10 protein-coding genes are annotated in these 16,114 nt (G+C 57.1%); 7 read left to right on the plus strand and 3 right to left on the minus strand.

Going from position 1 to position 16,114, the window contains the following annotated elements; translation table 11 throughout:
* Positions 1-70: 70 nt before the first annotated feature.
* The 3 genes from ACZ46I_RS03625 to ACZ46I_RS03635 all read right to left on the minus strand — a co-directional run bounded on the left by ACZ46I_RS03625 (position 71) and on the right by ACZ46I_RS03635 (position 4,583).
* The gene (locus ACZ46I_RS03625) at positions 71-2,464 is read right to left on the minus strand and encodes a methyl-accepting chemotaxis protein (RefSeq protein WP_464281448.1); all 2,394 of its coding nucleotides are present in this window, start codon (positions 2,462-2,464) and stop codon (positions 71-73) included.
* 125 nt (positions 2,465-2,589) lie between these two features.
* A complete protein-coding gene (locus tag ACZ46I_RS03630; RefSeq protein WP_083805844.1) occupies positions 2,590-3,354 on the minus strand; it encodes a response regulator in 765 nt (254 codons plus the stop codon).
* A gap of 134 nt (positions 3,355-3,488) precedes the next feature.
* On the minus strand, positions 3,489-4,583 hold the full coding sequence (locus tag ACZ46I_RS03635; protein ID WP_226508339.1) for a polysaccharide deacetylase family protein: 1,095 nt from the start codon (positions 4,581-4,583) through the stop codon (positions 3,489-3,491).
* A 98-nt stretch (positions 4,584-4,681) separates the two neighbouring features.
* Here ACZ46I_RS03635 and ACZ46I_RS03640 point away from each other — a divergent pair, with 98 nt between their 5' ends.
* The 7 genes from ACZ46I_RS03640 (at position 4,682) to ACZ46I_RS03670 (ending at position 16,080) form a co-directional block, all read left to right on the plus strand.
* Positions 4,682-4,942, plus strand: coding sequence for an FmdB family zinc ribbon protein (locus ACZ46I_RS03640; protein WP_013504717.1), 261 nt, complete (start codon positions 4,682-4,684; stop codon positions 4,940-4,942).
* Positions 4,943-5,003: 61 nt separating this feature from the next.
* Positions 5,004-5,501 (plus strand): DciA family protein, encoded by a 498-nt coding sequence (locus ACZ46I_RS03645; protein ID WP_464281449.1) that lies wholly within the window; start codon positions 5,004-5,006, stop codon positions 5,499-5,501.
* Positions 5,502-5,618: 117 nt separating this feature from the next.
* On the plus strand, positions 5,619-7,550 hold the full coding sequence (locus tag ACZ46I_RS03650) for a diguanylate cyclase (RefSeq protein WP_464281450.1): 1,932 nt from the start codon (positions 5,619-5,621) through the stop codon (positions 7,548-7,550).
* 83 nt (positions 7,551-7,633) lie between these two features.
* Positions 7,634-8,398 carry a FecR family protein gene (locus ACZ46I_RS03655; RefSeq protein ID WP_464281451.1) on the plus strand — a complete coding sequence of 255 codons (765 nt, stop codon included), beginning with the start codon at positions 7,634-7,636 and terminating at the stop codon, positions 8,396-8,398.
* Positions 8,395-10,212, plus strand: coding sequence for a tetratricopeptide repeat protein (locus ACZ46I_RS03660; RefSeq protein ID WP_464281452.1), 1,818 nt, complete (start codon positions 8,395-8,397; stop codon positions 10,210-10,212). The genes ACZ46I_RS03655 and ACZ46I_RS03660 overlap by 4 nt, the downstream gene beginning before the upstream one ends.
* Positions 10,213-10,446: 234 nt before the next feature.
* Positions 10,447-13,659, plus strand: a complete 3,213-nt coding sequence (locus ACZ46I_RS03665; RefSeq protein WP_464281453.1) for a response regulator — start codon at positions 10,447-10,449, stop codon at positions 13,657-13,659.
* Between the two features lie 87 nt (positions 13,660-13,746).
* Positions 13,747-16,080 (plus strand): response regulator, encoded by a 2,334-nt coding sequence (locus tag ACZ46I_RS03670; protein ID WP_464281454.1) that lies wholly within the window; start codon positions 13,747-13,749, stop codon positions 16,078-16,080.
* The last annotated feature ends 34 nt before the right edge of the window (positions 16,081-16,114 follow it).

Consider the following 16,114-nt stretch of genomic DNA (forward strand, 5'->3'; position numbering starts at 1 on the left):
TTCACAGCCTGCAGCCATGACCTGAGACTGTGCAGACTTGGCGCACCTGGCATTATGGCTTGCGCTTCTCTTATGAGATCAGGGTGAACGTCGCCAACGCTGGCTCACCCTCGCGCAGCCCCTTTGCAGGTGCCCCCTGACAGACATCTGTCAGGGAATCCAGGCGCTCGAGGTACTGTTGACTGGTGCTGAGCAGTTCGTTGCGCCGACGCTCAAGCAGCTGCCCCTCGCCCCCGCTGTATTTGAGAAATTCCTGTACCTGCTGCGCAAAGAGCTGGCGGGCATGCTGCCATTCCCGGAGAACCTCGCTGCCGTGCAACACATCCAGTAGCGCTGGGTTTAACGTGCGCTCCAGCTCATCACCCATCCCTGCCGAATCCATCTGTGGAGGCTGCTGCCCGGTACGCGCAGCACTCAAAAGCCCGTGCACCAGGAGCACGTGGGTAATCTTGGCGCGTATACAGGGAATGGCCAGGCTACTGGTCTGAAACTTGCCGTACAGCCCCCCCAGCCCCTGGATATTCTCAACCAGCATATCCGTATCGGTCACCAGGGTGTTCACCTGTTGACTCAGCTCTTCAGAGCTTCCCGCCAGCTGCTCTATGCTGTCGGCCACCTGCCCGGTCGTGGTGGACTGCTGCTCCAGGGCCGCATTAATACTGCTCATCATATCACCCACTTCTTCAATGGCCTCCATGATTTGCTGAAAGCTGCTCTGGGCCTTCTGAGAAGCCTGCTCCTGCTGATCAGCGGTTTCGCTGGCCCGACGCGCGCTGATGGTAGCACCTTCTACCCGGTTCACAATAACGGCAATAGATTTCTCGATTTCGCCGGTAGAGTTCTGGGTATTTTCCGCCAACTTCCGCACTTCGTCGGCCACCACCGAGAACCCTCGTCCAGATTCACCGGCCCTGGCCGCTTCGATGGCGGCATTGAGCGCCAGCAGGTTCGTCTGCTCAGAGATATCATTGATCACCGAAACCACATGCCGTATCTCCTGGGCACTGCTTTGCAACTCAAGGATCTGCGCTGCCAGCTCCCCGATTTCCGTTTTCAGCTGCTGAATGCTGGCAGTGGATTCCCGCAGGCTGTGGACTCCATCCCGGGCCAGGTCCACCGTTGCCAGGGAAGACTGGGTGGAAACAGAAACACTGGATGATATTTCATGAATCGTGGCGTTCATTTCATGGGCGGCAGTGGAAACTTCACTGGTAGTATCCAGGTTGCGGTTGCTGGCCAATCGCACATGCTCCATGACTTCCAGCACACTGGCAGTGGCACCAGCGGTTCGCGCCAGTAATTCCATGGTACTGGAGACATTTTTATCCATACTCTCGATAAACGTATTAAAAGAGCGGCTCAGCGTTCCCAGTTCATCGCGACTGCTGCTCTCCAGCCGCTGCCGCAGATCCCCCGTTCCCGACGCCAGGGCACGTGCGTGGGTGTTGATTTCAAATATCCCTTTTGTCAGCTCCCGGGCAATAACCATGGCCAGGCCCAGGGTCACCAGCAGGGAGGCCAGCACATGCCCGAAGGTAAGCAGCAGCTGCGCCGCCGCGCTTGACTGACGCTCTGCCATCATATCCACAAGTGCTCCTGCCTGCGTGTCTTCCAACTGCTTGAGGAGGTTGATCCGTTTCGTACTGAGCGAAAACCACTGCTGAGAATCCACGCCGAAATCCCCACCACCAGGCAGTGCCTGCGCTCTGCCGCGCATTCGCTCGACTTCGGCATGAACCGGATCGGCAAGTAACTGCTCAGAGGCCTGTCGACCCGGTGCGCCCGCCAGGGTAGTGAAATTGCCCAGATGCGTCTGCTGGTCCGCTACCAGTGAGAGGAACAGCATATACATTCCCGGCGCGAAACCTTGGCGCGAGAAGGTATTGGTCAGAACTGCACGCTCTATACCGGCGTATTCCTTGGCACTGAGTACACTGGCATAGGCGGTCAGATTTCTGGTAATGGCAGCGTCATCGCTCAGCAGACTCAGCTGCGCAACCATCTGCAGACACTGATGGTTGATTGCGGTGTAATAGGCGAGGGTGTCATCAACATTCAGGGCAAGGGACGATACCTGGCCGCGCACGGACGCCAGGCGACGCAGTTCGCTGAAAACCTGATCCAGGGTGTGGTGCTGCTTCGTGGATGGATTGCGGGAGAGGAAAGCCTCAAGCTCGGCAACACGCTGATCGGTGTTCTTATGCTGATCCCTGAGCTCAGCGCGGAACTGCTCACCCTGGGAACCCAGCATTCCCGCGCTCAGGCCACGTTCACGCTGCAGCTCATGTACCAGGGAACCAATGGTAGCGGAAAGGTCAACCTGCAGCGCGAGGGAAGACAGGGTTCGTGACTGCTGCCATGCTCCCATAATCAACCAGCTGCCCATCAACAGCAAAGATCCGACGGGAACCAGCACCAGGACTGCCAGTTTCAACTTCATGGAAAATCGTGAAAATATGACCATAGTTCCACCTACCGGAAAGACTCCAAGCGCAAGTGCGCCAGTTCACAAACCCGGCGCGATCACTGCCCGTTTTCAGGTCATAGCAGAAGAATCACAGGAAGAAATTGACTTATGTCAAGAAGGGGTCACTCGCCGTTGCGCTGGCACTTCAACTGCTCCAGGCTGTCGACAAAGTTGATGATCAGGCGACGCTGATCCGGATCCATGGGGAGAAACTGAAAGGCAGCCCGAACATGATCATGTTTCAATAAAAGGTTGTGGAACGCCTGGGTACGCATCAGCACACCAGTTACCTCAATAATCTGGAGTTCCTGGGCCAGGCTGTTGTGGAAACGCAGACCGATGCGGTCGTAAATGGCGGTCTCCTTGCTGAAGGTTCGCACCACCTGAATCTGGGCGCCCGTAACAGAAATATCCTTCAGAAAGGCTTTATAGGAGACCTTTCCGTCAATCACCACTTCTACTGCCAGATCTCCGACAGCCATAACCCGTTCAGCGCGGCGCCGCTCACGCTGATTGAAGATACCTTCCACCTTTTCCGTAATGATACGGGGCGTAAAGGGCTTCACAATATAAGAGGAAGCGCCAGCCTGGATAGCGGCGACAATAGATTCCTTGTCCTTGCGGGTGGTGATCATGATAAAGGGAATATCAATCATGCTGGGAGTTGCCCGTACTTCGCGCAACAGATCATGGCCCGACATGTCGGGCATCTCCCAGTCACAGAAAATCCACTCAATGGGGTGACTGTAAATGATGGCAAGGGCCTCGCGGCCGTTCGCTGCTTCCAGAATATGCTGGCAACCCAAGTGGTCCCTGATAATGCTCACGATAATGCGCCGCATGGTGGATGAATCTTCCACCACCAGTACCGTTTTGTCTTCCAGCATAATTTCCCTTTCCATTGCCCGTCCGGACATACCCGGGTAGAGCGTGCCTGTGTGCGCACCGCTCTTATAGTAAAAAGATGTCAGACAAATGGCAATGAAAATTGCACTCCATTGTCAATAAGCGCTTCCCGGCTTCAGTCCAGCGCCCGTGGATCGGAGAGATTGAAGATGGGATGGCTGTACCAGTAGAAGAAATTCCCCCGTGCCGCTGGCGCGGTGCAGTTGATACGGGTACGCCCTTTGCCCGGTGGACGGGGCGTTTTCACCTCAATGGTGGCTGTGTCTTCGCCGCGCTCCAGCCAGGTCACCGGGACCCTCCCCTGGAAACTCATGTAGCAGGCCAGATCGTTTTCCCGAAAATTCCCCCGCTCAAGGGTCATGGTCAGGGTATAGGGGTTGTCATGATCCCGCAGAACGGGGTCAGAGGGCTCGGCAGAGAGCACCGGCAGGGCCCGGCTGTTCACCTTGACGCGAAATTCACCCATTTCCGCAAACTGAGCTGCCATGGGAAAACGCGTGATGACCATGGCGTCACTGCGGTGGCTCATGGCACCGGAATGCTGGGCAATGCCCATATAGCCCAGCTCGCGCAGCACTTCCATTATTTCCCGGTTATACTCGCCATAGGGATAGGCAAAGAGGCCGTGATCGCTCCCCAGTTCCTCCTTGAGAATATCCCGTGCCCGCGTGAAATCCCCGCGCAGCCGCTGACGATACTGGCTCTCGGTTTCACCGTCTTTACGCAGGATAAAGTGCTCGTGGGTGTGAGAGTGGTTACCGTACTCAATCAGTCCGCTCCCCTGTATTTCGCGCATCTGCTCCCAGGTCATGTAGACACCGAAGCCGCGCTGCACCCCTTCGGTGGTCACAAAAACCGTCATGGGAAATTCATACTGACGCAGCAGCGGCATGGCGCCGGAATACACCGAGCGATACGCATCGTCAGCCGTCAGCACCACACACTTCGACGGAAAGGGCTGCTGCTGGCGATACAGCTCCATCGCTTCGCTCAGAAAAATCACATTGAAATTATTCTGCTTGAGGTAGCGCAGATGGGCTTCAAAAAGCTCCGGTGTTACACTGGTTGAAGCGGGTGTGTCGGTGGCAAAATGGTGATAGACCAGCACCACACAGGAATCCGCAGCCTGGGCTGCCCCGGAAAAAAATGCTGTGAATATCAGGGCAGCCAGAAGCGCCCGGAACCGGTGAAATCCTCGGTAGTTTTTCATGTAAGAACCCTCAGGAAAACCACTTGCTTTTTCTGGTGACCGAATTATAATTCATGGCCGAAATCAACAACAATGACTATACACGATGGAGGCGTACTATGCCAATCTACGAATACCAATGCAGCACCTGCAGCCATCAGTTTGAAAAAATGGAAAAGATGGATGCGCCCAAAACCACAAACTGCCCCCAGTGTCAGGCCCAGGCCCAGCGTCAAATCAGCCTGAGCGCCTTCGCCCTCAAAGGTGGCGGCTGGTACAGCGACGGTTACGGCACTTCAAAGGCCAGCGCACCCGCTTCCCCCTGTGCCGCCAGTGGCGGCTGCCCTTCTGCGGGCCAGTGCGCTGCCGCATCATCCTGATTGTGCAACTTTCCGGGAGCCGGGATCCTGTTCCGGCTCCCGCTTCTTTTCTGGAGCCCTTGTGAAAACGCCACAACGCCTCAGCCATCTCCTGCCCTCCCTCCTGAAGCAATATGACCTGGACAGCGGCATTGAACAGCACCGCATCGCCGCTTTGTGGCCTGCCCTAGTGGGAGAGCCCATGCGCTACCATACGCGCGTCCAGCGAGTGACCCACGACCGCCTCCACGTCGTCGTCAAAGAGCAGCGCTTCCTCTACCCCCTCTCCCTGCTGAAGCCACAGATTTTGAAAGCGATTGTGGAGAAAGATCTCGGAAACTTCCGCGATATCACCTTCTCCTACTCCAACCGCGCTCAATTTGAAAAAGCCCCGCCACCTGCAGCTCCACCGCGACCCCTGAGCCCGGAGGAAAAGCAATGGTGTGCTTCGATGGCGCAGCATATTGAAGGTGAGCTGGCTGATATATTCCGCCGCATCGTTGAAAAAGACCTCACTTCAAAGCGATATCAGGATTCGGTACGCCAGACTGAGCCTGGCGCACCGAATCCTGAGCCATAATCCACACCAGAAAACGTTCAATTTCCACATCCCTCTTCCCCCGGCGACCAATTCATACTATACTTAACGTTTCATGTTGACTTTATATCCTGAAAACGTTACCAGTCGGAGGAAGGCTTGGAAATTCCAACAGATAACGGGTGCCGCCAGGAATCCCGCCGCCAGACCTGGCATGAACTCATACGCCTGATTACTTTTGTTGATCTGCCCATCAAGAAGAAATTCCGCCTCTTTGCCGTGGGCACCATTTTCTGGTTTCTCTCCATGGCCGCAGTCGCAGTGGTCTCCCTGACCGCCATTCACTATAAATACAACCAGATCGCGGGGCACACCCTGCCCTACTCCCAGGCTATCAGCAAAGTCATCGTCCATGTGCAGGGCATCTCCAGCAGTATCACCCAGGCGCAGCAGGAAACCGGTGATGCCGGGGCGCGTCAGCTGGAGTCAGCCCAGAATCATGTCAAGAGTATCCGGGGTATTATTTCGGCCCTGAGCCTGGGCATCAACAGCAGCCAGGGCAGCACTGGCGGTAATCTTGTGGAAAACTTCATCCTGAGCATGGCACGCTCCGACGTGGAAGGAACCCAGTACCTGCAGCGCATGCTGACCCTGGTGGAGCAGATGGATCGCCATATCAGCCTTCTGCAGCAGTTCCGACAGAATCCCGCTGAAAACGCACCAGACATACAGCACATCCTGAACTTGCTGGGAGGCCAGCTGGAAGAGGCCCACACGCTCTCTGCCAACTTCACCGAATCCCTGACGGGGGAGTACACCGCCAACACCCAGCTCATCAACGAAATCGTACGCACCTCCATCCACATTATTCTGCTGGTGCTGCTGCTGGCAACCCTGCTCCTGCTCATATTCACCCGCTGGATCACCGGAGCCTTCTACAAACCCATTGACGCCATTATCAACCAGATCCACGACCTGGGGACCGGCAAGGTTGACCTGGACAATAAACTCACTATCCATTCAAAAGACGAGATGGGAACCCTCTCCAGCGAATTCAACGAGCTTATAGAAACCGTGTACGGCATGACCATATTCAAAAAGGTCATCGAGGAGGACTCCACCCTGGACGAAGTCTACCGCCGCCTGGGCGAAGTCTTTGAAAACGAGCTTGGCATTGAGCGCTACATGATCTACGAAGTGAACGGAAACAAGAAAGAGATGCGCGCCGGCTACCCTCCCCTGGTGGGAGACCGCAAACTCTTCTGCTACGAGGACATCCTCTCCGACTGCAGCCTCTGCCGCGCCGTCAAAACCGGCCATACGGTCTCCTCCTTCGAGTTCCGCAGTGTCTGCCGTCAGTTTCTGCCCGACACCGGCATGGAGCACGTGTGCATCCCCATGATGCTGGCTGGCGTCACCGGCGGGGTCGTGCAGTTCCTCTTTCCCTCGCGGGGCGAAAAGGGCCATATCAACGAAGTGGAAAACCAGCAGCTTTTCAAGGCAGAGACCTATATCAAGCAATCTCTGTCGGTGGTGGAGACAAAACGCCTTATGAATACCCTGCGGGAATCGGCGATGGTGGACACGCTCACCGGGCTCTACAACCGCCGCTTTCTGCAGGAACACACCAAGCAGATCATCAGCGGCGTCCTGCGCCGCCGCAAAACCATAGGGCTGCTGCTGTGCGACATCGATTACTTCAAGCAGATTAACGATACCTTCGGCCATGATGTGGGAGATCTCGTCCTGAAAGAAGCCGCCGCCTGCATGCGCAACAGTGTACGCGAAGCAGACATCGTCATACGCTTTGGCGGCGAGGAATTCCTGATCCTCCTTCTGGATGTCGATCAGGGTGACGCCATTGACGTGGCAGAAAAAATCCGGGTCAAAATCGGCGACATGAAAATAACCGTACCCGATGCCGTCATCCAGAAAACCATCTCCATCGGAGTCAGCGAATTCCCCGGAGACACTGACGGATTCTGGCAGGCCATCAAGTTTGCCGACGTGGCCCTGTACAAAGCCAAAGAGACTGGTCGCAACAAGACCGTGCGCTTTGAGCCGGACATGTGGCCCCGCAAGGAATTCTGACACGGGAAAAGAAGAGTTGCGCAAAGGCCATTAAGTTTTCCTTGTACCCGCCGAAAAAGGAGATAACAACCCAAGGAGCCACCATGCGAAAACTCACCATTCTTCTGTTCTGCATTGCCTGTCTCGCAGCCACCCCCGCCTGGGCTGAAGAATACGAAATCGGCATGGTGGGCGCTGTGGAAGAGCGCTCCTGGGCGGAACTGGGCAGCCGCGTACGCCACCTGGAGGCCGGCAGCCCCATCTTCCCCGGCGAACAGATTGTCACCGGTCGTCAGGGCAAGGTTCAGATACTCTTCAGCGACAACTCCCATCTGGCCATGGGTCCCAGCAGCCGGGTGCACCTGCAGCACTACCTCTACCCCCACGACACCCATGAACTGCCCGGCCTGCACCTGGTCATGCTCCGGGGGAGCTTTCGCTTTGCCCCTGGGGAGATGGCCCTCTATTTTCGGGACGGTATACGACTGGAGTCCCCCATGGCGGTGGCTGCCGTTCCGGGTGGCATGTCAGGACACCATATCCAGCCTGGACGGGAGCAGCACTTTCACCTCTACCAGGAGACCCAGTATCCCATGGAAGTGCGCAGTAAAAAAAGCGCCCGAAAGGTGCAGCTGGATGGGGTGCGCAACACCGTGGAGCTGAGCACCCGCGCGGACATCGGCACGCCCCGTCCCATGCTGACCAGCGAAATGACCATTCACAGCGATGTCAGTGTCGGCCACAAAGGCCGCCGCCTTGGCTATGGCCAGCATACGCCCGCCTTCATCGCCATTGATACCACAGAACCCGGAGACGAGGTTATCGTTCCGGTAAAAACCGATAGTCGTTGGCTGGGGATGCAACCATGAAGAATCTGCGCATACGACTCGCCACTGTGCTTCTGTGCCTGCTGGCCATGAGCCAGGCCCATGCCCTGGAATACACCTGGGCCACCCACAGCGACAAGGAGCGGCTGGTGCTGAACTTCAGCCAGCCGATTCCATCCTACACCGTTGAACACATTGCGCCTGACCGGGTGCGCATCCACTTTGCCCAGGATATCTGGAAAGCCGAACCTCGCCCGACCATGCCGGATCTGAGCAGCAGCCAGGTCATCGCCCGCGTGGAAACAGCAGTCAGCAGTATTGATATCTCGCTGCGCATGCACCTTTCCACCGTGCGCCACTTTACCCTGGCAAAGCAACGCAAGCTGGTACTCGACTTCCCCCGTGAACCCCTGATGATCCACTGGGAAGACCTGCAGGCGCTTCCGCGCCCATCAGCCATGGCGCCGAAGAAAGGGCACACGCAAGCGCTGGCCTCTCAGAAATCCCCCGCACCGCAGAACAGCACCCCCACGGAGGGGAGCCAGAACCATGGCCCCATCGCGGCAGCTGATGCATCCACTACCGCGCAAACCCCTGGCGGAGAAGCCATTACCGACATTGAACTCCCCGCCGAGAATGTCGAGCTGGCAGCGGTGGAATACCACTCTCCCCAGGAAGATTTTGAGAACCTCTCTCACCTGGTCCGCCAGTATCCCGATGACGCCAACCTGCACTTCAATATGGGCATTGCCGCCTTCTCTACCGGCCGTTTTCCCCTTGCCCTCAACGCCTTTGAACGCGCCCTGGCCCTCGATTCCTCGAACGGTCAGCCACTGGTGGAAATGGCCCGTGCCCACCTCGCCATGGGCAATCCCGCAATGGCCAGCCTGGACCTGGAAAGAGCCCTGCAGCGCCAGCTCTCTCCCCAGGTACGCAGCGCGGTGGAGCTGACCCTGGATCAGACCCGCGTCGTACCCACATACCGCACGTACCGGGGTGAGTTCTTCCTGGGAGCCCTCTACGACAGCAATATCCCTTTAGCGCCGGCGGGCACCAGCCTCGCCATTGGTGGCGTCGAGCTGCCCCTGCCCGTCGACAGCCGCAAGCAAAGCGATACCGCTCTTTTTGCCGGCTTTGCGCTGGGAACGACCAGCTGGGCCGCTGGCAGCGACAACCGCATTGACATCAGCCTCAGCCACTATCAGAAGTGGCACCAGGATCTTGATCAGTACGACACCTCCTACAGCGAGATCGCCTGGGGGCTCTCCCAGGAAAATCACCAGCGCCACCACACTGCAGCTGTCCTGCGCATCGGCCACGCCCGCGACGATGAAGGCACTCTGGTCAATCGGGTTATTCTCCAGCCCCGCTACACGTTCGTCGCCACTCCCAGGCTGGCAACGCGCACTGACCTGAGCTTCGAATATCGCGACTACAGAATCTTTGATGAGCGCAGCAGCGTAATTTCCCGCCTGGGCCAGTCCCTGCGGATGGTCAGGGGACAGCATGATGCCCATAATATCGCCATCGGCTTCGCCCTCTTCCACGAGCGCTCCGACCTGGACACCTCGTCCAATGAAGGCTGGGAGATCTCTTTGACCGAAAACTATCACCTCGGTGTTCGCTCCATCCTTTTCGCGAACCTGGAGTATCGCGTGGCCAGCTACGACGAGGCCCTGCCCGGTGAATCCGTACGTGAAGACAAAGCGACTCGCTTGCAAACCGGTATCCACAGCCAGATCGGCAAGCGAACAGCCCTTCGGCTACTCCTTGGCTATCGCGAAAACTCCTCCAATGTTCCCGCCTATGATTACCGCGCTCTACAGGGAGGCCTCTCGTGGCACCTGACCTTCTGAACCCCTGAGTTACGGGCATACGGGATTATTTGTTTCAAAATGCTTTACTCTACTGCGATCATTAGCTATATTGCACAGCACGCTCCCTTGACACAGTCGCTGGCAAGGCAGAAGGGCGCTCACCGCAACACTCTGTAAACAGGCCGCACCCGATCGCAGGAGGCTCCCATCGACCGCCATCCGTACGCCCACCCTGCATGCACCGCACCGCGCCAGAAAATTCTGCTCAGTCTGTTGATATCCCTGATTCTCGTGGCCATCGCCGCCTCCACGGCAGGCTTTTCCCGTTATCTCCACGAGCGCAATACCGACCAGGGGATGCGTACCGCTGCCAACCTGGCTATCGCCCAGGAGCGCCATATCACACTGACCATTCGCGCCGTTGACATCATCCTGGAAAGTATCGCCGAGGAGTTTGAGTCCCACTCAAAGGGCCAGGCAGGCCATGAAATATCGGAACTTTTGTGGCAACGGCTGCAGAGCATACCAGAGCTGGCAGACCTGGCCATTTTCGACGCTGATGGCCAGGCACTTCACCTGGCCCGCTATCGCGAAAAATCACCGCACTCCATTGACGTCAGCGATCGCGAATTTTTTCTGGCTCAGCGCGATATCCGCTCCTCGGGGCTTTTCATCGGCCAGGCCCAGCGCAGTCGCGTCGATGGGGAGTGGTTTATTCCCGTCAGCCGCCCGATCATCACCGATGGCCAGCTTGAGGGTGTGATCCTGGGTGCCCTGCAAAGCGATTCTCTCAGCACCTATTATGCCAGCCTGGACCGGGATGGCCATCGCGCTTTCTCCCTGCTGCACATCCCCTCAAACTCCGTGCTGGCCGCCTACCCGCCCCACAGGGCCATGGCGCACCCCGGCGATTCCGCTGACTGGGTTCCCATCGACATTTCTACACATCCCGATCGCTCCCATACACAGATGCTCACCCTGAACCACCAGCTCCACGCCTTCAGCTTCCTGGCTGTGGACGGCTCGCCTCTGGCCGTGACGGTTACCATTGCCGCCGATGAGTTCATGGGTCGCTGGTATGACGGAATCCGGACCCATCTTTTCTTCATGTCCCTGTTTTCGCTGATGGCTCTCGCTGTGGGAACCTTCCTCTGGCGCAACATGCTTGCCCGTGACCGGATTTCCGCTGAACTCAGAAGCAGTGAAGAGCGTTACCGCACCCTCTTCGAACGGTCCCTCGACAGTATTTTTCTCATTGATGATGAGGGGCAGGTGTCAGAAAGCAACCCGGCAGCCCAATCCCTGGTGGAACACAGCATCGGACACTTTGCCATGAACAGCATCTTTGAGCTGCTGGCACCAGAAGGGGAAAATCTGCAGGCCATGCTGGATCTGGTCAATGCCGCCAGACAGGGGCACAGGGCCCAGCAGGAGATCATTATTTCCGGCGAAAAACCCCTCTACCTTGACGTCCACGCCGTCAGCATGGACGAAACACATATCCTGCTGGTCGCCCGCAATATTACCCGTAGAAAAACCAGCGAACTGCGCCTGCGCGAAAGCGAACAACGCTTCCGCGATGTATCCAACGCCGCAGGCGAATATATCTGGGAAATTGACAGCGATGGCTGCTTCACGTTCCTGACGGACCGTGTCGTAGACGTACTGGGATATCCGGCTGAAGAGCTGCTCGGTCGCTCCCCCTTTTCCCTGATCCCCCCGGAAGACGCCCAGAAGGTGCAAAGAGTGTTCTCGCGCATCGTGCGCGCCCAGAAATCCTTCAGCGGCTTCTCCTACCGGTGCATCACCCGCAGTGGCACCATTATCTGGCTGGAAATCAGCGGTGTACCCATCGTGGGCCCGTACGGAACTGTACAGGGCTACCGGGGTGTCGGCCTGGATATCACCCTGCGCAAGCGCGCTGAAGAGGCTCTCCAGGAAGCCCGACGTCAAGCCGAAGACTCCAGCCAACTCAAGAGCATGTTTCTGGCCAATATGAGCCATGAGCTGCGCACCCCCCTCAATGCGATTCTTGGCTACAGCGAAATGCTCCAGGAAGATGCCGCCGTCATGGGTGCCCAGGAGATGGTCGGTGACCTCGTCAAGATCCACAGCGCTGGCGAGCACCTGCTCAGACTCATCAACGATGTGCTGGATATTTCCAAAATTGAAGCCGGAAAAATGGATGTCTACCTTGAAGAGGTGAATATCGCGCGCCTGGTACGCGATGTGGCCGACACCATCACCCCCTTGGTCCGTAAAAACAAGAACCACTTCCACCTGGAGTGCGGCCAGAACCTGGGGGCCATGCACACAGACCTGACCAAAGTTCGCCAGATTCTCTTCAATCTCCTCAACAACGCCGCCAAGTTCACCCAGAACGGCAGCATCACCCTCCGGGTACAGTGCCAGGAAGACCGGGAAATCCCCACGATCTCCTTCCAGGTCATTGATACGGGAATCGGCATTGAGCAGCAGCGGTTGAGCTCTCTCTTCCAGTCATTCACCCAGGCCGATGTCTCCATCTCCCGCAAATATGGCGGAACCGGACTTGGGCTGGCCATCAGCCAGAGTTACAGCCATCTGCTGGGGGGTGGCATCACCGCCCACAGCAAGCCGGGCGCTGGCTCAACATTCTGCCTCACGCTCCCCCTGATCAGGCAGCCCCACTCCTCCACAGCACCCCGGCACGGCGGGGAAAGCGATCTTCGCAACGCCCTGGCGGCTGCCGAGCACCCTGGTGATGTGGTACTCATCGTTGACGATGACCCGGAAGTGCGGCACCTGCTGCGAAAATCACTGGAAAAAGAGGAGTTTCACGTCATGGAAGCGCACAGCGGCAAAGAGGCACTGCGCCTTGCCCGCAGCTGCTCCCCCATCGCCATCACCCTGGATGTCATGATGCCGGAAATGGATGGCTGGAGTACCCTGTCCGCACTGAAAGCCGACCAGCAGACCGCGAATATCCCCGTGATCATGCTCACCATCATCAGTGAACGCAATATCGGCTTCTCTCTGGGGGCGGATGAGTACCTGGTCAAGCCTGTTGACCGGCAGATGCTCACCGGTCTGCTGCAGCGCTACCGCCACGGGGCCCGGATCCTTATCGTTGAAGATGAACCCCTGACACGCAACACCATCGCCAGCATCCTCAGCGAGGAGCACTATGAAGTACAGCAGGCGGAGCATGGCGCCGAGGCGGTGGAGCTGTTGCAGACCCTGCCAGAACTGCCCCATATCATTCTGCTGGACCTGATGATGCCCGTGATGGACGGTTTTGCTTTTGTCCAGGCTCTTCAGGCAGACCCGCGCTGGAAGTCCATCCCGGTTATCGTCCTCACGGCCAAGGAGCTGCATCGCAATGACCGTGAGCGCCTGCAGGGCTTTGTGGAAGAAATCCTGCAAAAAGATGCTTCCTCCGCCAAAGCCATTCTCTCCCAGGTTCGCAACTTCCTGACGCGCCATCGCAAATCAAACGGGAAGTGAAACTTTCTCCTTGTGCCTTTTGCTGCTATGCAATAACATTTTCCTGCCAGAACCTGTTTGTACCATCAGTTTTCCTGGGAGAATTTCATGGGCCTCCTCAATACCATCCGGGGCAAAATCATCACCTTTGTGATCATCGTGGCTGCCGGTATGGCGCTCCTGATCTCGCTTTCCATAAACACTCTCCACAAAAGCCTCTGGGAGTCCCGCAAGGATGCGGTACGCTACGCCGTACAGAATGCCTACAGTGTTCTCAGCTTCTATGAGCAGCAGGAGCGCGCCGGACTCATGAGCCGGGAGGAAGCCCAGCGCATCAGTAAAGATCTCCTGCGCTCCATGCGTTACGAAAACAATGAGTACTTCTGGATCAATGACACCCATCCCCGCATGATCATGCACCCCATTCAGCCACAGCTGGATGGGCAGGATCTTTCATCCTATACAGATCCTGCCGGGAAAAGGCTCTTTGTGACATCGGTGGAAATTGCCAGGGCAAGCCAGCAGGGCTACATGGAGTATCTCTGGCCTAAACCCGGGCATAGCGAATCCGTGCCAAAGGTCTCATACCTCAAGTACTTCGAGCCGTGGGACTGGGTGCTGGGCAGTGGGGTCTACCTGGATGAGATCAATACCCTGTTCTGGGGTCAGGTTCGCCTGAGCGCCTTTATCGTCCTGACCATCATCTTCCTGCTGCTGGTTCCCGTCGCCACCATGACGCTCTCCATCAATCGCTCCATGGCGCGCCTCATTCACGCCATTCGCCACACAGGTCGCAGTGGCGACCTGTCTACCCAGGTACAGTTTGAAGGCAACGCCGAGGGAGAAATGCGCCAGATCGCGCTGTCTTTCAACCAGATGCTGAAGCGACTGCGCCTGGCCCAGCAGGAACTGGAGCAGGCCCGCACTGCCGCCGAAGCAGCCAGTGAGGCCAAGGCCCAGTTTCTGGCCAACATGAGCCATGAGCTGCGCACCCCGCTGAATGCCATTATCGGCTACAGTGAAATGACCCAGGAAGACATCGCCGCAGGCAATACCCAAAGCGTTCAGCAGGACCTGGAGAAGATCAACAAGGCGGGCCTGCACCTGCTGTCAATCGTCAACGACATTCTGGACATTTCCAAGATTGAAGCGGGAAAAATGGATCTGTTCCTGGAAGATTTTGACATAACGCAGCTTCTCCACGATGTGGTGGCGATCATGACTCCCCTTATGGAAAAGCAGGGCAATCAGTTTCAGCTCGTACTCAGTCCCGATATTGGCATGATGCACGCTGACCAGACCAAAGTGCGCCAGATTCTGATCAACCTCCTCAGTAATGCCACCAAATTCACCCACCAGGGGGAGATCACCGTCGAGGTGCAGAACCATGGCGAGCATATCGTCGTGAGTGTCCATGATACAGGCATTGGCATGGATCCTGAACAGGTGGATCGACTCTTCAAGGCCTTCACCCAGGCCGATGCTTCTACGACGCGCAAATACGGAGGAACTGGACTGGGGCTCTCCATCAGCCAACACTTCTGCCATATGATGGGTGGATCTATCCGTGTCGAGAGCACCCCAGGCAAGGGTTCACACTTCACGGTCCAGCTGCCGCGAAAAACGCTTCGGCCACCAGCGCAGCAGCCAGCTGGCGAAAAGACTACTCCCACGACAATCCAGGGTAGCGGTGAACATGTGATTCTCATAGTGGATGACGACCCTGTGGTGCGGGATATTATCTCCCGCTCGCTGGTCAGGGAGGGATACAGTGTCGTCCAGGCCTCCGATGGCAAGCAGGCCCTGGAGTTGGCTGAGAAATTCCTTCCCACCGCCATCACCCTGGACGTCATGATGCCCGGCATGGATGGATGGCAGGTTCTGAGCCAGCTGAAAGCCAACAGCCAGACCCGTCATATTCCCGTCATCATAGTGACCATTCTCAACGAAAAGAGCACCGGCTTCTCTCTGGGCGCATCAGAGTATCTGGTCAAGCCCGTTGACAGGGAAGTGCTGCGGGACGTAATCAGCCGATACCGCCACCCCGGCCACCAGCAGCCCGTCCTGGTGGTTGACGACGACGCCATCACCCGCTCCACCCTCAGGGAAGTGCTCGTTACGGAAGGCTACGCAGTCATAGAAGCGGAACATGGCAAACACGCACTGCAGATGCTTTCCGAACACCAGCCAGCATTGATTCTGCTTGACCTGGTGATGCCGGTCATGGATGGGTTTACCTTTGCTGCTCACCTGAAGGCTCACCCCCAGTGGAGCAAGCTCCCGGTTATTGTCCTGACATCCAGGGAGCTTGATCCCGCAGACTGTCGCAAGCTTGAAGGGCATGTGCATAACATTCTGCAGAAACATGCCTGTCCGCCTCAAACCCTGATTTCCCAGGTGCGCCAGTTCATTGATGACCACAGGATCAAAGGCGACTCCTGAGAGCTTGCTGAGAATACCTCCGCAGGCAAATGAC

It is taken from the genome of Desulfurispirillum alkaliphilum, from assembly GCF_055378285.1.